The sequence below is a fragment of the Desulfovibrio sp. genome (genome assembly GCF_034006445.1).
Taxonomy (GTDB): Bacteria; Desulfobacterota; Desulfovibrionia; order Desulfovibrionales; family Desulfovibrionaceae; genus Desulfovibrio.
Genome location: NZ_JAVESS010000011.1, coordinates 67,927 through 92,227, shown reverse-complemented (window position 1 = coordinate 92,227; position 24,301 = coordinate 67,927). Strand labels below are relative to the sequence as shown.

Annotated in this window: 19 protein-coding genes; 10 read left to right on the top strand and 9 right to left on the bottom strand. The window is 60.8% G+C overall.

Going from position 1 to position 24,301, the window contains the following annotated elements; all coding sequences use genetic code 11:
* Positions 1–61 precede the first annotated feature (61 nt).
* The 4 genes from thiS to thiF all read left to right on the top strand — a co-directional run bounded on the left by thiS (position 62) and on the right by thiF (position 3,453).
* Positions 62–262 carry a sulfur carrier protein ThiS gene (thiS, locus tag RBR41_RS10200; RefSeq protein ID WP_320352463.1) on the top strand — a complete coding sequence of 67 codons (201 nt, stop codon included), beginning with the start codon at positions 62–64 and terminating at the stop codon, positions 260–262.
* Positions 263–495: 233 nt separating this feature from the next.
* Positions 496–1,308: a thiazole synthase gene (locus RBR41_RS10195; RefSeq protein ID WP_320352462.1), complete on the top strand. Its 813-nt coding sequence runs from the start codon at positions 496–498 to the stop codon at positions 1,306–1,308.
* A 163-nt stretch (positions 1,309–1,471) separates the two neighbouring features.
* A complete protein-coding gene (gene thiH / locus RBR41_RS10190; RefSeq protein WP_320352461.1) occupies positions 1,472–2,593 on the top strand; it encodes a 2-iminoacetate synthase ThiH in 1,122 nt (373 codons plus the stop codon).
* 260 nt (positions 2,594–2,853) lie between these two features.
* Positions 2,854–3,453 carry a sulfur carrier protein ThiS adenylyltransferase ThiF gene (gene thiF, locus RBR41_RS10185; protein ID WP_320352460.1) on the top strand — a complete coding sequence of 200 codons (600 nt, stop codon included), beginning with the start codon at positions 2,854–2,856 and terminating at the stop codon, positions 3,451–3,453.
* A gap of 252 nt (positions 3,454–3,705) precedes the next feature.
* Here thiF and RBR41_RS10180 read toward each other — a convergent pair whose 3' ends face one another.
* The 9 genes from RBR41_RS10180 to RBR41_RS10140 form a co-directional block, all read right to left on the bottom strand.
* Positions 3,706–4,893 carry an MFS transporter gene (locus RBR41_RS10180; RefSeq protein ID WP_320352466.1) on the bottom strand — a complete coding sequence of 396 codons (1,188 nt, stop codon included), beginning with the start codon at positions 4,891–4,893 and terminating at the stop codon, positions 3,706–3,708.
* Positions 4,894–5,122: 229 nt separating this feature from the next.
* Positions 5,123–5,551 (bottom strand): MarR family winged helix-turn-helix transcriptional regulator, encoded by a 429-nt coding sequence (locus tag RBR41_RS10175; RefSeq protein WP_320352459.1) that lies wholly within the window; start codon positions 5,549–5,551, stop codon positions 5,123–5,125.
* A 202-nt stretch (positions 5,552–5,753) separates the two neighbouring features.
* Positions 5,754–7,391, bottom strand: coding sequence for a lactate permease LctP family transporter (locus tag RBR41_RS10170; RefSeq protein WP_320352458.1), 1,638 nt, complete (start codon positions 7,389–7,391; stop codon positions 5,754–5,756).
* A gap of 634 nt (positions 7,392–8,025) precedes the next feature.
* Positions 8,026–9,000: a glycosyltransferase family 2 protein gene (locus RBR41_RS10165; protein WP_320352457.1), complete on the bottom strand. Its 975-nt coding sequence runs from the start codon at positions 8,998–9,000 to the stop codon at positions 8,026–8,028.
* Positions 8,997–9,554 (bottom strand): GtrA family protein, encoded by a 558-nt coding sequence (locus RBR41_RS10160; protein ID WP_320352456.1) that lies wholly within the window; start codon positions 9,552–9,554, stop codon positions 8,997–8,999. Before RBR41_RS10160 ends, RBR41_RS10165 begins: the two co-directional genes overlap by 4 nt.
* Entirely contained in the window at positions 9,521–10,660 is a 1,140-nt protein-coding gene (locus RBR41_RS10155; RefSeq protein ID WP_320352455.1) for a DegT/DnrJ/EryC1/StrS family aminotransferase, read from the bottom strand. The genes RBR41_RS10160 and RBR41_RS10155 overlap by 34 nt, the downstream gene beginning before the upstream one ends.
* A gap of 131 nt (positions 10,661–10,791) precedes the next feature.
* The gene (locus RBR41_RS10150) at positions 10,792–11,286 is read right to left on the bottom strand and encodes a chemotaxis protein CheW (protein WP_320352454.1); all 495 of its coding nucleotides are present in this window, start codon (positions 11,284–11,286) and stop codon (positions 10,792–10,794) included.
* 101 nt (positions 11,287–11,387) lie between these two features.
* Positions 11,388–14,444 (bottom strand): response regulator, encoded by a 3,057-nt coding sequence (locus RBR41_RS10145; protein ID WP_320352453.1) that lies wholly within the window; start codon positions 14,442–14,444, stop codon positions 11,388–11,390.
* 153 nt (positions 14,445–14,597) lie between these two features.
* Positions 14,598–16,316 (bottom strand): cobyric acid synthase, encoded by a 1,719-nt coding sequence (locus RBR41_RS10140; RefSeq protein WP_413785150.1) that lies wholly within the window; start codon positions 16,314–16,316, stop codon positions 14,598–14,600.
* Between the two features lie 231 nt (positions 16,317–16,547).
* On the opposite strand from RBR41_RS10140, the gene RBR41_RS10135 reads away from it, so the two are divergent.
* From RBR41_RS10135 to RBR41_RS10110, 6 genes are all read left to right on the top strand, one after another.
* Entirely contained in the window at positions 16,548–18,833 is a 2,286-nt protein-coding gene (locus RBR41_RS10135; protein WP_320352452.1) for an AsmA-like C-terminal region-containing protein, read from the top strand.
* 574 nt (positions 18,834–19,407) lie between these two features.
* Positions 19,408–20,256, top strand: coding sequence for a flagellar motor stator protein MotA (gene motA, locus RBR41_RS10130; protein ID WP_179980128.1), 849 nt, complete (start codon positions 19,408–19,410; stop codon positions 20,254–20,256).
* A gap of 405 nt (positions 20,257–20,661) precedes the next feature.
* Positions 20,662–21,372, top strand: a complete 711-nt coding sequence (locus tag RBR41_RS10125) for a flagellar motor protein MotB (RefSeq protein WP_320352451.1) — start codon at positions 20,662–20,664, stop codon at positions 21,370–21,372.
* A gap of 340 nt (positions 21,373–21,712) precedes the next feature.
* Positions 21,713–22,444 carry a shikimate kinase AroL gene (aroL, locus tag RBR41_RS10120; protein WP_320352450.1) on the top strand — a complete coding sequence of 244 codons (732 nt, stop codon included), beginning with the start codon at positions 21,713–21,715 and terminating at the stop codon, positions 22,442–22,444.
* A complete protein-coding gene (locus RBR41_RS10115) occupies positions 22,383–23,504 on the top strand; it encodes a glycosyltransferase (RefSeq protein WP_320352449.1) in 1,122 nt (373 codons plus the stop codon). Before aroL ends, RBR41_RS10115 begins: the two co-directional genes overlap by 62 nt.
* A 330-nt stretch (positions 23,505–23,834) precedes the next feature.
* Positions 23,835–24,254, top strand: a complete 420-nt coding sequence (locus RBR41_RS10110; RefSeq protein ID WP_320352448.1) for an ATP synthase F0 subunit B — start codon at positions 23,835–23,837, stop codon at positions 24,252–24,254.
* The last annotated feature ends 47 nt before the right edge of the window (positions 24,255–24,301 follow it).

Sequence of the window (24,301 nt, the reverse complement as noted above, 5' to 3'; positions counted from 1 at the left end):
TGCTCGGTACCGTCAGCCACGCCCCCGCGGATCAGGCTCCTGTAACCTATGGAGGTTCTTTATGAACATCGTGGTTAACGGCCAAACCGAGGACTGCGCGCCAGGCGCCAGCATCAGCCGGTTTCTGTCAGAGCGGGCGTATGAAGCCAGCGCTGTGGTTGTAGAGCGCAACGGGCAGATCATTGCCAGGGACACTTTTGCGCAAACCACGCTGCAAGAAGGCGATTGCCTTGAGATTGTACAGTTTGTGGGTGGTGGATAGGGCACGTTCAGCGTGTGCCAGTCCTGAGCATGCCGGGTTCTGACGGCTGCGCGGGCAGACGCTGGCCGTGAAGGCGGGGGCGCGGGCATACGCGCTGTCAGCACTGCAACGGGCCAGCGCGCGTCTTTGAGAATCTATATGCGCAAAGACGCCCTGCCTCTTGCATCCACCTGTTTGCAAAACGCAACTCCACAACCGCAATCTTTCAGCAGCGCTTTTGCGCGGAGTACTCCATGAATACCAATGATTCCTTTATGTTGGGCGGTGTCAGCCTTTCCAGCCGCCTTTTTATCGGCACCGGCAAATACGGGGCCGACAGCCTTATCCCTGCCGTGGCCGAGGCCAGCGGTTCGCAGGTCATCACAGTGGCCATGCGCCGTGTGGACAGGCCCGGCTCCCCCAATGACGGAACTGCTCCGGGGCAGGCCTCGCAAAACATACTGACGCACATTCCCGGCCACATGCGCCTTCTGCCCAACACCTCCGGCGCGCGCAACGCTGAAGAGGCCGTGCGCCTCGCCCGACTGGCCCGCGCTGCTGGCTGCGGCGACTGGATCAAGATCGAGGTCATTTCCGACACGCGCCATCTCCTGCCCGACGGCTACGAAACCGCCAAAGCCACGGAAACTCTCGCCAAGGAGGGCTTCACCGTACTGCCCTACATCAATGCCGATCTCTATGTGGCCCGTGCCTGCGTCGAGGCAGGAGCCGCCGCAATCATGCCCCTTGGCGCGCCCATCGGCACCAACAGGGGGCTGCGCACCAAGGAAATGATCGCCATCCTGATTGAGGAACTGGACCTTCCGGTCATTGTGGACGCGGGCATCGGGCGGCCTTCACAAGCCTGCGAAGCCATGGAAATGGGCGCGGCCGCCTGTCTGGTCAATACGGCCATAGCCTCGGCCAACGACCCTGTGGTCATGGCGCGCGCCTTTGGCGAGGCTGTGCGGGCCGGGCGCAACGCGTGGCTCTCCGGGCCAGGATTTGTGCGCGGCAGGGCCGCCGGAGCCGAAGCATCATCCCCGCTTACGGGCTTTCTGCGCTAGGGACTGTTTCTAAATAATTCTTTTGTCCAATTGGCTGCGTCAAAAGGCCATTTTTTACTCTTGTCATGTACCGCAAAAGTACACTCCTTTCGTAAAAAAGCCTTTTTCCTTGCCCTTGGCGCAAAATCATTAATGTAAAAACAGCCCCCAGGGGGTAAAACATATGCAAACATATCAAGATTTTTTGCAGAACTGGCCCGCGCAACGAAGGGCCGAGACCGTGCAGAATGCCACGGAAGAACAGGTTTTTTCCGTGCTTGAAAAGCACAGCCTCCTTCCCGATGATTTTCTGACACTTCTTTCCCCAGCCGCCGCCCCGCATCTGGAGCTTCTGGCCCGCCGCGCCCATGAGCTCACACTGCGTTTTTTCGGCCGGGCGGTGCACATTTTCACCCCGCTGTACATTTCCGACGTCTGCACCAACCAATGCCGTTACTGCGGCTTTAACGCCAAGAACAAACAGCCCCGCCACCACCTCAGTGTGGATGAGGCCGCCGCCGAGGCAAGGGCCATAGCAGACCAGGGCTTCCAGCATGTGCTGCTGCTCACCGGCGACGCCCGCCACCTGTCCTCTCCTCAATATATCGCCGATGTGGCGCGGCGCATAAAACCCTGGTTCGCCTCTGTGGGCATCGAGGTCTACTCCCTCACCACCGACGAATACAAGCTGCTTGTGGACGCGGGCGTGGACAGCATGACCATGTTTCAGGAAACGTATAATCCCGATCTGTACGCATGGCTGCATCCCGCCGGGCCCAAACGTGACTACGCCTTCCGCCTCAACGCGCCGCAGCGCGCGGCTGAAGCGGGCATGCGCTCCATGGGCGTGGGCGCGCTGCTGGGGCTGGAATCCTTCGAGCAGGACGCCTTTGCCACGGGCCTGCACGCCTGGTGGCTGCAACGCCACTACCCCGGCATGGACGTCAGCGTGTCCATACCGCGCATCTGCCCGCACGAAGGCAGCTTTGACGTGCCGCACGCCCTGGACGACCGCCACCTCGTGCAGTACGTGACCGCCCTGCGCTGCTTTCTGCCCCGTGCGGGCATTACCTGCTCCAGCCGTGAGAGCGCCTTTATGCGCGACCACCTGCTGCCCCTTGGGGTCACGCGCGTTTCCGCTGGCGTTTCCACGGCCGTGGGCGGCCGCGCCACCGAAGACCTGCACAACCCCGGACAGTTTGAAATCACCGACGGCCGCAGCCTGGAAGAAATGACCTCGGCCCTGCTGGGCATGGGCTACCAGCCCGTGCTCAAGGACTGGGAACATCCGGCCACTGCCTGCTAACTGCCTGCCAACCGCCTGCCCATCCTTTGCCGATGCCGGAATCCGCGACGTCGGCAAAGGGTGGCAGCGGCCTGGCCCGACGCCTGCGGCACAGCACCAGCGCAATCCAGCAGGCCAGCGCGATCCCGCAGGCCAGTGCAATCCCGCAGGCCAGCGCAATTCCGCAGGCCAGACCGCCCGCAGGATTCCAGAGCAAAGCGAACGCCTCCAACCTATTGGGACTCCACATGCGCAACAGAGATCTGCCCCAAGGAGACACTATGACCAATCCTCTGCATGACGGCCTTGGCCGCTACTTCAGCCCCGCACAGCTGGACGCCCTGTTCAGTGCCCGCATAGGCATTGCCGGTGCTGGGGGCCTTGGTTCCAACGCGGCCCTCATGCTGGCCCGTTGCGGCGTGGGACACATCACCCTGGTGGACGACGACGTGGTGGACGCCTCCAACCTCAACCGCCAGCAATACTGGCCGCGCCACGTGGGCCGCCACAAGGTGGACGCCCTGCGCGAACTGCTGCTGGAACTGAACCCGCATATGGACGTGGCAACGCACAAACTGCACGTCACGGCAGACAACCTGCCCGCCCTGCTGCCAGCCTGCCCCATCTGGATTGAGGCTTTTGACGACCCCAATGACAAAAGCCTGTTTGTGGAAGGAGCCCTGCTGGCAGGGCACAGGGTTGCCAGCGCGTCGGGCATGGGCGGCTGCGGCGGCGCGCCCATGGGCCGGAGAAATTTGGGCGCACTGGTGCTGGTGGGCGATTTTACCACGGATATTCTCATGGCCCCGCCCCTGGCCCCCCGCGTCACCGAAGCCGCCGCCCTGCTGGCCGATGCCGTGCTGGAAATGCTACTGGGCTAGCGCCGCCACGGCAACCTACCACTACCAATCTAAAGGCTGTTCCGGAAAATTGCTCCCAATGGATCAGATTTTCGGAACAGCCTTTTTCTGGCAAATGCAATATGAGATCGTTCCGCCCGCAAAGAATTGGACATACACGCTATAAAGATTTTTGAGCGCTGCAATGCCTCAGTACCAGACATGTCGTGGTTTTTTTGGATTCCTGTTTTTATCCTTTTGCGTAACTGTTACATATTATCACAACGGATGCCACTAGGTCCGAACAACTTTTGCCTCCTTAATTGGCAAATTTACAAGAGCCGCCAGCAGGGCCAACGCGATATCTACCTGCCAGACCCACAAAAGGTTGCCCGAATATTGTAACGCTACTCCTCCCAGCCATGCGCCAAGAAAAGCGCCAATCTGGTGCGTCAACAGAGTCAGCCCAAAAAGTGTGGCCAGATAGCGCGTGCCAAAAAGCTTGCCCACAATCCCCGCAGTGGGGGGGACCGTGGCCAGCCAGGTAAACCCGGTAGTTACGGCAAATATATAGAAGGTCAGCTCGGTCTTGGGCGAAACGAGATAAACGGCGATCATCAATGCGCGAAAGGCATAAAGAGCAGACAAGATAAACTTCATGCGAAAATACTTGCCCAGAATGCCAGCCCCGATGCTCCCCGCAATATTGCACAGTCCGATGAGAGACAGGCTGATGGCCGAAACCGAAGCCTCGTGCCCGCACAGGCTGACTTCACCCGGCAAGTGGGTAGTCAGAAAAGCCACGTGAAACCCGCAGGTAAAAAAACCTGCGTGCAGGAGCAGATAGCTGGGATTACGAAAGGCTGCTTTCAACTGCGGCTTGAGACCCTGACTGCTCGTCCGATTGGCAGCGCTTGTGGCGGCGGCCGTCCCGGCTGCAAGTGGGCTGTCAGAAGCCCGCGCCATTCCCGTCTGACGGCAAAGCATCCATGAAGGTACAATGGACGCCAACGCAGAAACCGCCAAAAGCAGCAGTCCGCCAGTATAGCCCTTAAGACTGATGGCGGCCTGCACCAGAGGCGCAAAGGCAAACTGCCCCAGAGAGCCTCCGGCATTGATGATGCCGCTGGCCACAGAACGCTTGTCTTCTGGCAAACGCCCAGCCACAATGCCTATGAGTATGGAAAAGCTGCCCGCAGCCGCCCCGGCCGGGCTTAATACCCCTTGTGCAAGTGTCATGCTCCAGAAAGATCCCGCCTGAAGCGTGCATATCTGCCCCAAGCACAAAAGCAGCGCGCCTGTCAGCAGTACAGGAAGCGGCCCCCTCTTGTCGGCCCAAGCCCCAAATAATGGCTGAAACACCCCCCACATCAATTGACCGATAGCCAGGGCCATGCTCATTTCAGTGATGCTCATGCCTGTAGCGCCTATCAGTGGATGCACAAACAGGCCCACAGTCTGGCGAATACCCATTGTAATCATCAGTACAAGGCTGGACAGGAAGATGACGACCCATAAACCCCTTGCCGGAGCGGTTGGGGAAAGCTGGCAATGAATTGGGCGATTTTCGATGGAATTTGTCACGGGGATTTTCCTTGGTCTGGCGCTCGTTGTTCGAATCCGCGCACGTACGGCACCAGGGCATATTCAGCCAGAAGCGGCCAGGGGCAATGCTATTCTTGGACCACCATAGAACGATTCTGGGGCAATGCTATTTCAGCGAGTCGATCTGCGTAAAAATATGCCAAAGCGTTTCATAGCTTTCGCCAAGATGCGTTTTGATGTCCGTTTGGGCCTGCTGCCATAACAGCATTGCCCTGGCGAAAACGTCTTCCCCCAGCGGGCTGAGATAAAGCTGGCGCTTCCGACTTCCGGCGGGAGCTTTGTCCACGATGAACCCCTGACTCAAAAGTGGCTGCAGGGTGCGCACCAAGGTACTGCGCTCCAGCCGCACCCGCTGCGCCAACTGCCCCGTGCCGCAACCCGGCATGCGCGAAATGTTGGCCAGCAAGGAATACTGGGTAACGCTGATGCCAGCGGACTCAAGCGCTACGTCGTAGAAACCTGTCACCCGTTGGGCTATGCGCCGCAAATTTGTGCAGACGCATGGCGATTGGGGCGGGGTCGAAACGGATTTCATCGTTCTGCCTCCATATAGTGTATGTACACTATATGGAGATCAAACTACCGCGTCAAGAAAAAACGCGCGCAGGAGATGCCCAAAACATGAAGCCGAGCAGACTCCCAGACAGCCACAGCTCAACACCACGCTGTCCCTGTGCCTCAAACAAAAAAGCGCCGCCCCTTGCGGGGCGGCGCGTACAATCAGCTGATGCCGGATGCTAGGAAGGAAGCATCCAGTGCAGCACGCCAGCCTGCAGATAGGTGAGCGCGCAGATGAACAGGGTCATGGCGACACTGTGACCCAGGGTGAAGCGGAAGAGGTCGCCTTCATGACCCACCAGGTTGGTAGCCGCGGTGGCCACACTGATGGACTGGGGCGAAATCATCTTACCCGTAACACCACCGGAGGAGTTGGCGGCCACGGCCAGGTTGGGGTCCATGCCCACCACTTCGGCGGTGGAGCGCTGCATACCGCAGAAGAGGGCGTTGGAGGAGGTGTCCGAACCGGTCAGGAACACGCCGAGCCAGCCCAGGATGGGCGAGAACAGCGGGAACAGGGAGCCGGTCAGGGTGAAGGCAATACCCATTGTGGAGCTCATGCCAGAGTAGTTCATGAGGTAGGCCAGGCCAAGAATCATGGAGATGGTCAGAATGGGGAAGCGCAACTGGTACATGGTGCGGCCAAAGCAGCTGATGGCCTTGCCAAAGGAATAGCCGGGCATGAAGGGTACGGCTATGAAACCGGCGATCAGAATGGCGGTACCGCCAGCAGACAGCCAGTTAAACATAAACACGGCGGCGTAATTGCTGTTCTTGGCCACAATGGGGGCGGTCTTTTCAACCATGCCGTCCAGGCCGGGCCAGGAGAACTTCATGACCGCGCCGGGAATGGCGTTAAGCATGTTCTTGAACTGGGGCAGGCCCCACAAAAAGACCATGACGGCCAGAATGATGTAGGGCAGCCATGCGCGAAGCACCACGCCAAAAGCCGGTGCAGTGCCTTCAAGCTTGCTTTCCTGTTCGCCTTCGAAGCGCCAGATGCGGGCGGGCTTCCACACGCGCAGCAGCAGCACCAGGGCGATGATGGTGATCAGGGCCGACATGATGTCAGGCAGGGTCGGGCCGTGGAAGTTGGAGAACAGGAACTGCGAACCGGCAAAGGCCACACCGGCCACAAGAATGGCGGGCAGCACTTCCATGGCGCGGCGGAAGCCGCACATGACGCAGCAGAGCCACAGGGGCACAAGAATGGACAGGAAGGGCAACTGGCGGCCCACGATCTGGCTCACGGTCATTTCGTTCAGACCGGAAACCTGCGCGCCCACGATGATCGGAATGCCGATGGCGCCGAAGGCCACGGGGGCGGTGTTGGCGATAAGGCAGATACCGGCGGCGTACAGGGGTCTGAAGCCCAGGCCCACCAACATGGCGGCGGTGATGGCCACCGGGGTGCCGAAGCCGGCCGTGCCTTCAATGAACGAACCGAAGGCAAAGGCGATAAAGATGGCCTGCAGACGGCGGTCGTCCGTCAGGCGGGCAAGAGAGTCCTTGATGTACTCAAATTCGCCCGATTCCACGGTCATGTTGTACACCCACACGGCTGTGACAACAATCCAGATGATCGGGAAGAGGCCGAAGGCCGCCCCGTAGGTCAGAGCGCTGAATGCCGTGCTCGTGGGCATGCCCCAGACAAAGAGGGCGAGAAGGAAGGCCAGGGCCACGGCCAGAGCCGCGGCGTAGTGACCTTTGGCGCGTCGAACCGCCAACATGTAAAAAAGACTGATGAGTGGAATCCCTGCCACCAGAGCGGACCATACGGGGCCGCCCATCGGGTCGTAAACTTGCGTCCATGCCATAACAACTGCTCCCTTAACGCTGTGGGTTTTTTGGAGGTACGAGTCACAGGCGCTTGTCCATCCCACGCGATCTGAAACCCGCCCATCCCCAAGAATAGCTCTTGGACGGATACCTGTTTCCTGAGCAAAAAACAATGCTTTTTTGAAAGTCGGACGGTATCAACACTAAAAAAATCGGCTTCAAGGCAGTTCAACGCTGAAAATATACACTCCCAGATTTTTTTTGCGGCAGATCCGACGCGCAGCAAACAGCGCGCAGTGCCGCGAATAAAAGACCTTGGGCGGCTGCGCTCACCGCTTGGTGCAGACACGCTGCTCTCCTGCTGCGCACGCACGCAGCATGAGAGCAGGTAACCTTTTGCAAAGATTACCTGCTCTCAGATACCATAAAAATTTTGGGGGTGGGGGACGTGGGGGAGGAGACCATTTTTAGAGCATTTTAACTTTGAAAAAGTGTAAATGCTCTAACGCTGCGCGAGAGTGCAGCGCGCCGCAACGTGGCGTGGATTCAGCCGCAAATCGCATTTTTCGGCTGAATGATACCTTTGAAATGTGAGGCATTTCAAAGGTAATCTGCTCTAATGGCGAGACCCGTTGGCGCAGACACACGTTAAGAGGCTGCGCCATGAATGCCTTACCGGCGAAGGAAGGCAGGAAGGGCAAAATACAAACGGGCTGCCGCGTCAAAGCACCCGCCCGGCAAAAAGCTGGCCCACCAGAACATCTGATATTTTTTGCCGCTGTTCCGCCAGGGGGCCATGACTTTGCGCGCTTCGGCGTTTCTGCCTTCGCGCCACAGGGCCACGGCCTTTTGAAACGCGGCCCGGCGGGTAAGCAGGAGCACAAGTCCGGCGTGCTCCTGGTCGTAGCCAGGGTAGAGACGGCGGTGCTTGTCCAGAATGCGCAGGGTTTCGTCCGCAAACTGGCCGAACTTGCGAAAGGTCGTGTTCTCCCCGTGTACACGCCACACCGTGAGCGGCTCGTCCACGTGGTCCAGTTCCCAATCGTGGGCAATGCGATAAAAAACGTCGGCCTCTTCGCAGACGTTGAGGCTTTCATCAAACCAGCCGCCGTTTTCACCCTGCCCTGTGGGCACCGCGTGCTCGGAAAGTCCGGCAAGGGCTTCGGCCCGAACCATGGCTGACGACATGGAAATCCACTGCCGTTCCATCAGCGCGGCAAAGGCCATGCCGCGTGCGGGACGTGTTTCGGCGAACAGGCGTTTGATGACTCTTTTGCCGTCGAAAATTTCCGTGTCCGTGCTGACAAGCCCCACGCGGGGATTGGCCTCGAACAGCCCCACCTGAAGCTCCAGCTTGCGGGGCCGCCAGATGTCGTCGCAGTCCAGAAAGGCGATATACCGCCCTCTGGCCTGCGCCAGGGCGAGATTACGGCCCGCGCCGAGCGGCACCGTGGTTTCACCTCTGAAATAGCGCACTTTTTCGCCATAGCTTTTTGCAATGGCGGGGCTTTCGTCCGTGGAGCCATTATCCCAGAAAACGATCTCAAAATCCGTGAACGTCTGGGCCATGATGCTGTCCATAGCTTCGCGCAGGTCGCGGGAGCTGTTGAGGCAGTTCATGATGACAGAAACGGCGGGAACGCTCATGGTTTTTCCTTGCTGGTTGGGGGATGGTCGGATGAAGCCGCCTGGCTGGCAGGCCGGGCAGCCTGTTCCATCCCGGCACTATGACGGAACACCCAGTACTTGCACAAAAGATAGACCATGACCGGCACAAGCAGCACGGCCATGGGCATGGCCACCTCATAGGTCAGGCCAAGCCGCATGAGCAGCCAGATGATGACGGAATTGAGGCCAAGCCCCACCGCCTGGGTGGCGGCAAAACGCGGCAGCATGGCCCAGTGGGAGAGGCCGCCTCCCGGCCCGGCGGCCTGGAATGTCCACAGGCTCTGCCCCAGGTAGGAAACGATGAAACTCAGCGCATAGGCCAGGGCATTGCCTGCCAGAACAGGCATGCCCCACAGGTTGACGAACAGCAGCCCCAACAGGATGTACGAGAGGCTGGCCGCCCCGCCCACCATGCCGAAGCGCACCCAGCGTCTGGCCAGCAGGCCCCTTACGAAGGCGGCAAGGTCAGATACGCCGGGCGGCTGCAAGCCTTCGCCGCTCAACTCTTCAATGCCCCGGCTATTCCGGCGCACACGGCATCCACATCTTCCACGGTCAGACCGGGATGCATGGGCAGCGTCACCAGTTCGGCGTACAGCTGTTCGGTAACGGGCAGGCTTTCGCCATGGCCGAAGTAACTCAAAAGGTGATTGGGCTTGTAATGGACGCCAGTGGGCAGGCCCTGGGCGGCCAGAGCTTCCTTCACCGCATCCTTGCGGCCGTCAAGCACGCGTACCGGCATGATATGGCGCACCACAAAATCGCGGGGGTCGGTGCGCAGCAGGGCCACACCCGACACGCCGGACAGGCGTTCGGCATAGCGGGCCGCAAGGGCGCGCCGCGCGGGGATGAACTCCGCATCGAGGCGCGAAAGCTGCACGCGTCCGATGGCGGCCATAATGTTGCTCATATGGTAGCGCCAGCCCTGCCGTTTCACGTCAGGGTCCCAGGAGCGGGCCCCGGCAAAACGCTTTTGCGCGTCATCTTCCACAGAGAGCAGGCGGGCGTCGGAAGCCAGCCGTCCGGCTTCGGCGTCAAAAGCCACCAGGCAGCCGCCTTCGCCGCAGGTAATATTCTTGATGCCGTCAAAGCTGAAGCAGACCATATCGCCGAAACTGCCGATCTTGCGGCCGTCATGCTTGCAGCCGAACGCATGGGCGGCGTCTTCAACGACGCGCAGTCCCTTGCGGCAGGCAAAGTCATAGACCTCGTCGAGGTGCCAGGGGTTGCTGGCATAGTCCACGTACATGAGGGCTATGGTATTGGGGGTAAGGCGTTTTTCGGCATCGGCCAGATCAAGGGTGCCGGTTTCTGTCAGCACGTCGCAGGCCACAGGCACGCAGCCTGCGGCGCTGATGGCCTGAAAGGACGCCACAAAGGTCAGGGAGGGCACAAGCACTTCGGGCTTGCCCGGCACAGAGCACTGGGCGGCCACGGCGTCGACGGCCAGATGCAGGGCCGCCGTGCCCGTATTGGTTGTAATGACCTGATCCGGCCTTACGCCGAGATACCGGGCCACTTCTTCTTCAAAAAGCCGCACTTCATTGCCCATGCCAAGATAGCCGTCTTCAAGAAGAACACGGCTGACGGCACGGGCCTCTGCTTCACCCACTATGGAACGGGAAAGACGCATGGACATACAGCCTCCTGCTGCGCGGGCGATTGTCCGGCGGGCAGACGCCCGTCCGGTAGCTGCGGCGCGGCATGCGCCGGATCGCCGGGCAGCGCCTGCATGATATGGTGTATCAGCATATGATGCAGCAACGCCGCCTAGCCCGCTTCGGCGTTCATTTCGCTCAATAACGTGTCAAGGTCAAGCAGAATAAGCAGGCGATCGTCAAGCTTGCCCACGCCCTTGATATATTCCGAGCCGATGCCGCAGATTACGGGCGGGGCGGGCTCCACCGTGGACGCGGGAATGCGCAGCACCTCTGAAACGCCGTCCACCAGAAAGCCCACGATTTTCTGGTCAAATTCCATCACCACGATACGGGTATCACTGTCGCGTTCCAGGGCGGACATATTGAAACGGGTACGCATGTTGATGACGGGTATGACCTTGCCCCGCAGATTGATGACGCCTTCAATGAAACGCGCCGCATGCGGCACCATGGTTATCTGCATGGGCCGGATGATTTCCTGCACGGAAAGGATGTCCACGCCAAATTCTTCTCCAGCTATATGAAAGGTGACCAGCTGCAGCCTGTCGCCTTCGTGCCCGTCTTCAACGCTCCGCTCAAACGCGGTATCTGCTGTATGATCCATGGTCCTACCTCCATCAGTGGCGGGCAAAAGGCCCCATTGGCTTTATCGGCCAGAACGCCTGCGGCAAAAGGGCACAGGCGACATTGCCCCGTGAAAACACGTCAGGCTTGCCCGCGCAGCAGCTTTTGCCGCAACTGGCTGGCTTTGTCTGTCATGCCGTCCATATCAAAATCTTTGACAGCCACCAGTATGGCCGCCACTTCTTCAGCATGGGGCGTGCCTTCCATCAGCGGAATCAGTGCTTCCAGCGCGTCTTCCACGCCGCCCCAGTCCCTTTCCATACGCTGGGGCAATTCGCCCAGCAGGGCCAGCAGCGCGGTGCGGTGCTCTTCGGCGAGTTGCAGGTTGCCGCTTCTGGTTTCGCGGTCAAGGCCTTTTACACTTTGAACATATTCGAGCACACGCGCCATTTCTGCCTCAAAGGCATTGAGCAGCCCCGGATCCAGCGGGGCATCCGGCAGGGCGTTTTCCATCATGCGGGTCAGGCGGAGGACGCGTTCCACCCCCAGATTGGCGGCCACGCCCTTGACGGTATGCGCCAGACGGACGGCGGCATCAAGGTTGCCGTCACGCACCAGGTCGCGCAGCTGGACGGCGCTGTCGCCATAGTGTTCCACAAAACGGAACAAAAGCTCAAGATACAGTTTTCTGTCGTTGCCCACGGTGGCAAGACCGGCCTCAATATTGATGACGGGGTTGTGCTGCCCCTTCGTGCGGGCCTTGATGGCCTGCAGACGCCTGGCATGGCTGTCTTCCTCGCCGGAGCTTGAAAGAAAAGAGCCCACCTGCGGGTCTGGCGACAGTGCGTCCTCAGCCTGCGCATTCCTGAAAGGATTGCGACGGAGCCCGCCCGGCAGCCATTTTTCAAGGCAGTCATAGAGCGTTTCAGGATTTACGGGTTTGGTGAGGTAGGCGTTCATGCCCACCTCCTTGCCGTCCATGCGCGAAGACACGTCCGCATGGGCCGTCATGGCAATGACGGGCAAGTCCACCGGGGCGAACCCCTCGGAACGGATGCGCCTTGTGGCCTCAAGACCGTCCATGACCGGCATCTGCACATCCATCAGCACCAGGGCTATGTCCCCGTGCTCGGGCGCTTTCAGCCGGTCCAGGGCTTCCTGCCCGTTGGCTGCCAGCACGACGTTCAGTCCCGCCTGTTGCAGCAGTTCACACGCGATTTGCGCGTTGATGTCATTGTCTTCCACCACCAGCACCGTACGGGGCAGAAATGCGCCCGGATCCGGGGCCTCCACGCCGTCAGCCGCCAGGGCTGGCTGGCCTGCCGCCGATTCAGACCCAACGCCGATTTCGGGCATGGCGCCGATTTCGGGCATGGCGTCAGTTTCGGGCATGGCCCGCGTACGGCCGCCGGGCTCGCCTGCCGGACTCTGCGCTCCGGTGAAGAAAATCCCGGGAGAGCCGTCGACAGGGCGCACAGGCCGGGCAAGGGGCGTTTTTTCCGCAGAACCGGCAGACAGGCTGAAGCTGTCCACTGTATCCACATCCACCGAAAAAAAGAAACGGCTGCCTTCTCCCGGCACGCTGAACACCTCAAGCTCGCCACCCATAAGGCTGACCAGCTGCCGCGCCAGCGCAAGCCCCAGGCCCAGGCCGCTGCGCGACCGCGTCATGGACTCGTCCCCCAGGGCAAAGGGCTCAAAAAGCTTTTTCCAGTCCTCTTCGCGCAGGCCGGGGCCGCTGTCCTCCACCACAAAGGTCAGCCGCAGGGCTCCTTCTGTGGCGGCGGGTTCGTCCGCCCGCTGCACGCGCAATGCGACGCTGCCGCGCACAGTGTATTTGACGGCATTGTCCAGCAGGATGCGCAGCACTTCTTCCAGATGGCGCTCATCACCCGCCACGGTGGCAGGAATGGACGGGCCCCGCGTCACACTGAGCAAAAGGCGCTTTTCCAGAGCCGTGCCCGCCACGCTCTGACGCAGCAGTTCCAGAAAGCCCGGCAGGTCGAAAATCCTGCGTTCCATACGCATGGACCCTTCGCTGGCGCTGGAAAAATCCAGAATCCTGTTGACCATGTCCAGCAGCACGCTTCCGGATTTATTGATATGGGCAAGGTAGTCGCGCTGCACGCCGCTGAGATCCGTTTGCAGACTGAGGTAACTCATGCCGATGATGGCATTGAGCGGCGTGCGTATTTCATGGCTGATGCGGCGCAAAAAATCGTCCTGCACGTGGGAGGCCCGCTGGGCGAGCTCCAGCGACGTGAGCGCCTGCGACCGCGCCTGTATGGCCTGCTGACGGCTTTTGCGCGCCCACATTTCCACTTCTTTCAATTCGCTGATGCGCGAAAAAAGCGTGTCCTTCATACGCTGCAGCGAGGCGAACATGCCCGCCAGCTCATCCCTGTGCCGGAGTTGCAGTGGTTCCGGATCAAGTCCGGCGGCGATGCTTTCGGCATACCCGCTTACCCTGTCCAGGGGGTTGGCCACGCGCGTTATGAAAATGCAGGTATTGCCCAGCACGGAGGCCCCAAGCAGGATCAGCCCGCCCAGGGCTGCCAGCATGGTCCAGCGCAGAAGGCCCTCACGCTTGTCCAGGCGGACAAAAAAATCGGCGTACTGCATGCTGCCAAGATGGCTGGCGTCTGCGGCGATGGCGTCCGGCATTCGGGCCAGATGGCAGTCGTGCATCATGCGCAGGGCGGCTTGCGGGCCGGGGCGGGCGATCCAGGCGGCGGACGCCGTTGCATCGGAGTCGAGCTTTTGCCCACGGGCAAGATTGAGGACGTCCTCGGTCATGATGTTGAACGTGTCCACCTGCGCCAGAATGGCATGCATCTTCGCGCGCGTGGAGGCATCCACCTCCAGATTGTCCACCAGGGTGGACAGGGCCACGCGCTCACCTGGGGCCACCCTGGCCGTGTCGGGGCGGATATCCTCGCCACGTTCCTCACGCAAAAGACGTTGCCAGCGCTCAAAGTGGGCAGCATCACCAGTGGAAAGGTAGTCAAGCGCGGCGTGGTAGCTTTCGCGCGGGGTATTGCCTATTTCGACAAGCAGACTCGCAATACGGTAGTAGTTGTGCAAAAGCCCGTTGACTTCGGACAGGCTGCGTCCGAGCCATACGATGCACAGGCCAAGCATGAGAACCACGCCCAGTTGCACCATGTTGGAAGTTTTGATGAGGGTTCTGATGCTCATGCCTTGTGCTCCCGTAACCCGGGTACGACCGATACCCCTTGCCCCGACCAGGCGGAGCCTATCCGCGCGCCGCGATCCCTGGTGGCCGGGAAGGCAGGCGAGCGACATTTCTTTTTCCGGCATGGCGTGCGTAAAAGCACGGCCCCGTTCACGCTAGCACAGCCCAAGAAGCCCGTAAATGGCCGCCATGTCCAGAGAGTTCTCAACACAGTCCGCCAGCCTGTCAAGCTCCGGGCCAAGAGCGTAAGGGGAACCCTCAAGGGGCGGCATGCCGCAGTCCCTGCGCAGGGAAGACAGAAAAGCATGGCGAAAGGCGTCGGCATCAAAAAGACCGTGTACATAGCTGCCCCAGACCCTTGCCCGGCCGGCGGCGTCGCACAGGCCCCAGCCCAGGGGGCGTCCCGCCGCGTCCGCCAGCACCACGCGGGGGTTGCGGGCATGCGCCTCTTCATCTGCCACTTCTGGCAGGGGCGCGGTGCGGCCATGGTGAATTTCATAGCCTTCAACTTCCTGGGCATGGGCCATAAGCCCCCCGGCCGCCGCGCTGTCGATGCATTGTTCCGGTGGGTTGGCCGTAAGGCAGACGCAGGCCCGCCCCGTGACCCGCAGCAGCTTTTTGTCCGCTTCAAGACGGGTTTTCAGGGGCAAAATTCCGAGGCCGCGCTCAAGGCCGCCCTCCTCAAGACCCAGAGGATCGTCAATGACGCTGCCGAGCATCTGCAGGCCCCCGCAGATGCCCACCAGCGCGCCGCGCTTCTCTTCAAGGGCTGTGCGGGCAAAGCGCGTTATGGCGTCAGCCAGGCCCGTGGCGCGCAAAAAACGCAGGTCGGCCACGGTGTTACGGCTGCCGGGCACAATAACAACGTGCGGATGCCCCCAGTCCTCGCCAGAGCGCACGATGCGCAGGCGCAGTCCGTGCTCCTGCCGCAGGGCATCCAGGTCGGTGGCATTGCTGATGTGGGGCAGGTCGGGCACCACCATATCCAGCGCTTCTGCGTCTGCCGCACGGCCCTGCCCCATGCTGAGGCCGGGCGTGATGCCCAGCTTGAAGCTGACGGAGTCCTCTTCGGGCAGGCGCAGATTTTCCAGCATGGGCACAACGCCCCAGAAAGGCTTGCCCGTGCGGCGGGTGAGGCTGTGCAGGGCCGGGTCCAGCAGCGTGGGGTCCCCGCGAAACTTGTTGAGTATAAAACCGGCCACCCGCGCCCTTTCCGCCCGCGTCAACAGCGCCATGGTGCCCGCCAGGGCCGCGAAGGCTCCGCCCCGGTCAATGTCAGCCACAAGGGCCACATGAGCGCGGGCATAGCGGGCCATGCGCATGTTCACGATATCGTGCGCCTTGAGGTTGATCTCGGCCGGGCTGCCCGCCCCTTCCAGCACCACCACGTCGGCTTCGGCCGCCAGACTGCGGTAGGCGCGCCGCACGGCCTTCCAGGCTTCGGGCTTGTACCGCAGATAGGCCCCCACACGCATCTGCCCCACCGGCTCCCCCAGCACGATAACCTGAGAGCCCGTGTTGGATGTGGGCTTCAAAAGAACGGGATTCATGCGCACATCGGCGGCCAGACCGCAGGCGGCGGCCTGAAGCGCCTGGGCGCGTCCCATCTCCTTGCCGTCGGCGGTCACAAAAGAATTGAGCGCCATGTTCTGCGCCTTGAAGGGCACGACACGAATCCCCTGCCGCGCCAGCAGACGGCACAGGGCCGCTGTGAGCAGACTTTTGCCCGCGTTGGAGCAGGTTCCCTGAAACATGATCGCAGGAGGCAACCCCGCCGGGCCTTTAAAAGAACGGACGGAAGGCGGTGATGCGTCGCCGGAGGCTTCAGCCTGACCAGAGGAAACAGGCGTGGGGGGAGAAGGTGCAGAGGACATGGATTTTTCATACGCGCAAGTATGGCCGTGGGCAAGCGACCCCGCGAAAATGGCGCAAGCCAACGACTGGCGGTCAACTTGCACAGTATTTGCCCTTTTCGTATAAAGGAGATGGTAGTGAAAAAACCGGGCCGCTCCCGGCAATGCTCCTGGCGCTGGCCACGCGCACGGCAGCCTTTGCCGGTCAGGAATGTTCCGGCATATGTGCCACGAGAGTTTTTTGGAGACATGATGAAACGTTTTCTGCTTTGGACCGCTGGCGTGCTGCTGGTTGTCGCGGCGGCCCTGGCCATTGTTCTCAGCCAGATAGACACCGCCTTTGTTATCCGCCAGATCGCTGACGCCACGGCCAGGTCCACGGGCAAGCCGCTGGTCTTTGAAACTGCGCCGCAGATTTCCTTTTTTCCCCCTGGCGTGCGCTTCGGGCAGGCCCGCTGGGGCCAGCCGGAGATGGGCGACAGCCTCGTTTTTTCGGTCAGGAGCGGCATGGCGGAACTTGAGTTGATGCCGCTGCTTTCCGGCTCCATGGTCGTGCATGAGGTGCGCCTGGACAATCCTGTGGTGGAAGTGCGGCAGTATGTCGCCGCGCCCGCAATTCCCGCTGCCCCCGCTGCGCCCGCTGCTACTGGCGCTGGCGGCGCTGGCGGCGCGGCCCTTACTGCCGCTCCAGATGCGGCCCCTGGCCATACCTCTGCCCCGGCCCCTGGCCATATCTCTGCCCCGACCCCCGCCGCTGCCGACAAGGCCCCCGGCACTGACTCTGGCGCGGCGGATTCCCGCGTTTCCGGCAATCCTGCGGACGCGCCCGTTCCCAAGGCAGGCGTCAAGGCTCCGGCTGTGGAGCAGGCCAAGACGCTTGAAAGAGCGACTCCGGCCTTTGCGTTGAAACGCCTGGTCGCTCGACAGGGCTTGGTGCGCTATACAGACGCGCAGGGGCAGACCCTGACCCTCGGCGCCCTGAATCTTTCGGTGGAAAATCTGCAACCGGGGCAAGAGGCTGTGGCCCAGTGCGACTTTACCTATACCGCCAGCCACCCGGACAAAACCATGGGCACGGCGACGGGCGCGGCGGCGGGAACGACGGCGGATACGGCGACGGGCACAGTCACCAATACGGCCACAGCTACGGCCACCAATACGGCAAAGAACGGCACGGTAATGGCCGTGCCTCTGTCGGCCAACCTGGCCCTGTCGGCCAAGCTGCGCTATGCGCCGCCCAACCTCGCCCTGCGCCAGACCCTGCTGACCTTAAGCCCCCTGACCGGCCCCCTGCCCAAGGAAGCCGGGCCCCTGCAGCTGAATATCGAAGGCAGTCTGGACACGGACGCGTGGCGCATGCATGTGGCCAAATGCTGGGTTACCACGCCGCAGGCGCGCCTGGGCCTTCAGGGCGAAGCATCGTTCAACCCGCCCTCCTTCACGGGCAACCTTGAACTGGATGCGTCCCTGCGCAAGCTGGCCGCCCTGATGGGGCAACCGCTCAAACCCGCCCCCCGCGACGTTGCGGATACGCTCAAAATCAAGAGCAGACTGGCCTACGGCGACAACAGCCTCAATCTTTCGGACATTGACGCCCTTATGGACGACGTGACCCTGAGCGGCCAGTTCCGCCTGGGCATGGAACCGGACGCGCCCCTGTCCATCACGACCGACATGCAGGCCAGCGCCGTCAATCTGGACAATTACCTGCCCCTGCCCGAAAGCAGCAAGCCGCAGGTGCAGACGACTGGCGAACCAAAAGACAAAAAATCCGGGGGAACCGACGTGTCCTCCATGCCGGACATCAACATCCGTGCCGCGCTGGCGGGCCTCCGTCAAGGCAAGGTGCACGCCAGGGATGTGCAGTTCGTGGCGCAGGGCCTGCGCGGCAACTACAAGATTTCTACCTTCAACTGCACCCTCGGCAGCGGCGGCTTCATCAAGGCCGAGGGCACGGCCAATGTGCCAGCCGCGGCCTATACCGTAAACGGCACGGCGTCGGACGTGGATCTGGGCGCGCTGCTGGAAAGCCTGGACAAGGGCCGCCCCGTGGAGGGCACCGCCCGTCTGGACGCCGACCTGAGCATGCACGGCAAAAGCGCCGTTGCCCTGCAAAACAGTCTTTCCGGTTCGGGGCTGCTTGAAATACGGCAGATGCGCCTGAAATCCCTGCCCACCCTGCCCGCCAACGTGCCCGGCATCGTGGGCAAGCCTGTGCCGAACGTTTTTGATCTTGCGCGCGCCCCCTTTACCGTCAAAAACGGCGTCATACACGCCAGCCCCGTCACGGTGAGCGCCACGGGACTCAGCGCCCGGGGGCAGGCGAAAGTCAGCCTGCCGCGACAGTATCTGGAGGCGTCAGCCACTGTGGAAACCCTGGGCATGAGCGTGCCGGTCATTGCCAAAGGGCCGTTCAGCAATATCGGATACAGCCTTGACCCGCGATTTGCGCAGGGCAAGAGCAAAAAACTTCCTGAACTCTTGCAGGACGGCATACGCGGCGCAGAAGGATTCGTGCGGGATCTCTTTGGCAACTAGAGCAGATTGACTTTGAAATGCTACACAGTTCAAAGCGTGGATTCAGCCGAAAAATGTGATTTTCGACTGAATCCACGCAGGTTGCCACGCGCTGCATTCTTGTACTGCGTCCGGGCAGGCAACTTTTTTCAAAGGTAAGACGCTCCAGACGCCAGGGGCATGGCACATGGGATAAAATCCGTGCAGACAAACAGAAAATACTGTCTGATTACACCATTATCCTATATATGCTCCGATGTTGTTCGGAACATTTTCCCATACCGGGGCTTGCCTTTTCCGTGTGACAGGCTAAAGATTTTACACGGTCAGGCGTTAAGAATGTAGAAAACCTTGGTCTGAGCCTCCCTTGGAGTGGCGCACGCCATTCTGAAATGGCCGGAAAGGGCTTTGACTACGCGGCACCCTGCTGGCATGTTTGCCACTGCGGGCCTGGCGGCAGCATCGGCGGCCAGTGGCCTGCCAAGTGCGGGCAACGGGCACATACCGGCTCCGCAACACTTTTCCGGGGAACGTCATCCCCCGGCACGGCAGGTGATGGAACGACACAGGACGAATTGAGCCTACAGGCGGCACTATGTATTTATTAATAGGTCTTGGCATCGTTGCGGCTTCGGTGTTTACGGGATACACCCTGGCCCACGGTGAATGGGCCATCCTCTTTCAGCCCGCAGAATTCATCATCATTCTCGGCTGCGGCCTGGGAGCCTTTTTTGGCTCGCAGACCAAGTATACCTTCGGGCTCATCCTCAAGAGCATGAAGCACCTTTTTGCCGACCCAGGGTCCAGCAAGGGGCGCTATCTTGAAACGCTGGCCCTGCTGTACACGCTCTTTTCCAAGATGCACCGCGAAGGCGTCATCAGCATTGAAAGCGATGTGGAAAAACCCGAATCCAGCCCCATTTTCAGCAAATATCCCAACGTGTCCAAGGACACGAAGATCGTCAACTTTATCGGCGACACCCTGCGCGTCTATCTGACCACGGGCGACCCGGCCGACATCGACAGCCTCATGGACGTGGATATCGCCACCATGCGCGAAGAAGGCACCCTGCCCGCCCATGCCGTGGGACACATGGCCGAATCGCTGCCCGGCATGGGTATCGTGGCCTGCGTGCTCGGCGTGGTTCTCGCCATGGGCAAGATCAATGAGCCGCCGGAAGTTCTCGGCCACTACATCGGCGCGGCCCTCGTCGGCACATTCTTTGGTATTCTCTGCTGCTACGGCCTTTTCGGCCCCATGGGCTCCAAGCTTGAAAACTACGTGGCCGAAGAACATTTTTACTATCATTCCATCAAGGAAGCCGTGGCAGCGGCCATTCGCGGGTCCACACCCCTTATCGCCGTGGAATACGGGCGCAGGGCCATCCCCTACCCCTTCCGCCCCACCTTTGCTGAAATGGAAGACAGACTGAAGAGCGGCTAGGGCATTTTACCCTGCAAAGGCGCGCAGCCCTGCTGCGGCGCAAGAGTGCAGCGCGCCGCAACGAAACGTGGATTTTGCCAAGTTTTAGCCGTTGCGCAGGTGGCCCCCGCCTGCCATAATGGTCCAAAGGCCGGGACGGGCAAAAGGCAGGGCGCTTCTGCCCCCTCCCCCCCAGGATTTGGCCGGCTTGGCCGGTTTGCCCGGTTTGCCCGGTTTGCCACGGATTTGCCCCGGATTTGTCCATATTTGCCCAGGATTTGTTCTGATTTGCCCAGGATTTGTCCATATTTGCCCAGGATTTGTCCTGATTAGCCACTGGTTTACATGGGGACGGCCTGGGGACAGGCATGACAGCCCCTCGCGTGAGCTTCTTGCGCGAGGCATACACGGTAAGGAGTTTTCTCTATGGGCGGCGGCGCATGGAAAGTCGCGTATGCCGACTTTGTAACGGCCATGATGGCCTTTTTTCTCCTGCTCTGGGTTCTCAGCATGGTGCCGCCCGAAACTCGGGCGGGTCTTGCCGCCTATTTCAGCGGCGACCGTAACTTTGACTCCAGTTCCACTTCGCCTGTCTCCAACAATCCCTTTATCCAGAATACGGACAAAATCGACGCGCGCGACATCAAGATATCTGAAGTCGAAAAGTCCCATTACGCCATTGCCCAGAAAATCAAGCAGATGCTTATGTCCGACGCCATACCCCAGAGCGCTTCGGGCATCAGCGCCGATGACGTGGGTGTTCAGTTGCGCGTCAACTCCGACATCATGTTCAAGCCCGGCAGCGTCGATCTGCTGCCTGACGGCGAAAGGGTGCTGACCGCCGTACTTGGCCTCATGGACGAATACAATCTGTACCTCGTGGTGCGCGGCCATGCCGATTCGGCCGAAACGGCCCCGCCCTTCACGTCCGCATGGGAACTGTCCGGAGCGCGCGCCGCAGCCATGGTCAACTATCTGGTGCAGCACGGCGTCAAGGCCACGCGCATGCGCGCCGTCAGCTATGGCGACACCCGCCCCCTCAAGCCCGGCATCGACGAGCAGAGCCGCGCCATGAACCGCCGCGTGGAGTTTTTCTTCCACAGGCCGGAAGTCATGTCCTACAGCGTGGTTTATTAGGGAAACGCTGATTTATTCCGTTTGGCGGACTTGCTTCACTTTTTTGAAACAGTCGAGGACGGAAGAGTCCACTCCTGCTTGAAAAAAGTTCGCGCCTTGCCAAAAGAAATAACTGCGCGTTTCCAGGAGGCTCTTCAATCAGTGGTTTATTAGACCAATTTCACAAGCGATGCTGTCGCCATCCGTAAGGCTTCTTCGTCGCCCAACGGCTGCCGCTTGAAACTGCTCTGACGGCTGCGCGGGCAGACACCCGCCGCGAAGGCGTCAGCGCAGCGCGCCGCCATGAATTACCTTGAACCCTGCGCGGTCCACCGGGCTGCCATAGCCATCAGGAAGCCCCATGCCTCTCATATTCCTTGTGGGCCCACGAGCCTGCGGCAAAACGACCATCGGCCGCCTGCTGGCGCAACGCCTCGCGCTGCCCTTTATCGATACCGACCACTACCTTCTTGAACAGGCGGGGCGCACCGTGGCCGAGATCGTGGAAGCAGAGGGCTGGCCCGGCTTTCGCAAACGCGAAAGCGATGCGCTGCGGGCTGTCACAGCCATCCACCCTCAGGGAGCCGTCATTGCCACAGGCGGCGGCATGGTGCTGGACGAACAAAATCGTATTTTCATGCGCGAACAGGGGCATGTTTTCTATTTGTCCGCTCCCGTGGAGGCGCTGGCGGCACGGCTTTCCGGCAATCCCCTGGCGGAGCAGCGCCCGTCCCTCACTGGCGCGGACATCAGGGACGAAGTGCGGCAGGTGCTGCACGAACGTCTGCCGCTCTATCATGCAACCGCGCATCACCATCTGGACGCCAGCCAGCCCCCGCGCCGCATAACCTCACTGGCCATGGATTTTCTGGACAGCCTTTCCGCACAGGACGCAGAGGCCGTACCTTGCCCAGAAGCCATGACAGACCGCGAAGTTGCGCCGTGCTCCGAAGCCGCGCCGTGCTCCGAAGCCGCGCCGTGCCGCAAAGCCGCACCACACCGAGCCGCCGCCGTGAATGTGGAAAACGAAGATGCCGCCGCAAGCAGTGCCCGGCAGCCCGCCCGACCCGAGGCCGCCCCTGACCGTGAATAAAGCCCGCGCTTTGCGCGCAGACGCGCCGCCCCTTGTTTCGGTGGTTCTGCCGGCATTCAACGCCGCACGCACGCTGAAAGCGGCACTGAACAGCCTCTTTGTTCAGGAGCCAACTGCCGGGTGTCCCCTCCCTTCCTTTGAAATCATTGTGGTCAACGACGGTTCCACGGACGACAGTGCCGCCCTGCTGGAAACCTGCGCCGCCGAAACAGCCGCCCAGGACAGGCTGCGTGTTCTGCACATGCCGCACGGCGGCATTGTCGCCGCCCTCAACGCCGGACTGGCAGCGGCGCGCGGCTCCTTCATCGCCCGTATGGATGCCGACGACACGGCCCATCCCCAGCGGCTGGCCCTGCAAACCTCCCATCTCTGGGGCAAGAGCGCACTCACGCTTTCGGCCAGCCTGGCTGCTTTTGGCGGCGACCGCGCCACTGCCTACGGTTTTGCGCATTTCGTGGACTGGCAGAACAGCCTGCAATCCCCCACAGAGATCAGCCGCAACCGCTTCAGGGATACGCCGGTCTGCCACCCGACCACCATGTACCGGCGCGAGGCGGTTGACCGCTGGGGCCCCTATGCTGACGGGAATTTTGCCGAAGATTGGGAACTGTGGCTGCGCTGGCTGCACGAGGGCGCGCTTATGGAAAAACTGCCGCAAGCGCTTCTGGTATGGAACGACGCCCCTGACCGCGCCACCAGGACGGACGGGCGCTATACGGCGGATGCCTGCGACAGGCTGCGGGCTTTGTGGCTGGCCCGTCACCTTGAACGGCACAACCCCTTCCACCCGCAGGTCTGGGTCATTGGCGGCGGCCGCATGGCGCGCAGAAGGCTTGCGCCCCTGTGGCGGCTTGGCGTGCGCCCCGCCGCGTATATAGATATTGACGCCAGAAAGATCGGCAATGTGGTGGGCGGCGTGCCCGTGCTGGGCCGGGAGGCCCTGCCGGGGCCAGGCCGCTGCCGCATCCTCAACGCCCTGACCGCGCATGGCGCGGCCGAAGAGGCCGCAAACTGGCTTGAACAGCGGGGATACGGCCCCACCGACTGGATCCTTGTCTGAGCAACCAATCAACTTGCGATATTCGATTATATTCCGCAAGTGTTTTCTTTCATGATCCCAAAGCCCTTTCACACCCCCAAAATGGTCGAAAAGGCGCGCCTTGCTGTTGCCAGCCACATGGCGGCAGAATCACTTTCTCGCTCGAAGCCTCAGAAGGCTTCGGGCATCTGTTTTTTAACATCCTGAATTTAAATAAGATTTTTAAAAAACTTCCAGAGTTTGCGAAATTTGTCACCAATACCCTTTGACAGAACAGGGGCAAGGAGATATGTTGCAAGGGCTTAATGTCTTTTTCATTCCTACAATCCGACATCATCGGGAGGATGCGGCATGCTGGATCTTAACATTACAATGATCTTTCAGCTGGTGAACTTTCTGGTCGCCATTTATGTGCTAAACATCCTCCTTATCCGCCCCATCCGCGATATCATAAAAAAGCGCAACGGCATCATGGACGGCATGGCCGAAGAGGCCGAGTCTTTCGAGTACCAGGCTGCGGAACGCCTTGCCAACTACGAGGCCGAACTGGCCCGCGCCCGTCAGGACGCCGGTCTGACCCGTGAAGAAGGCCGCGCCGCAGGCACGGTTGAACAGCAGGTGCTGGTGGGCGAAGCCCAAAAAAGTGCCCGCGACATCCTTGCCGAAACCCGCGAATCCCTGCGGGCACAGGCTGCCAAGACCCTTGATGAGCTGAGAAACCAGGTGAGCGATTTTTCCGCCCGGCTGGCGACCAAGCTTCTCAAGGGTTAGTTTTTGCGCTTTTTCGGTTTCTTTTCGGACGCCCTCAGGCGATCCGG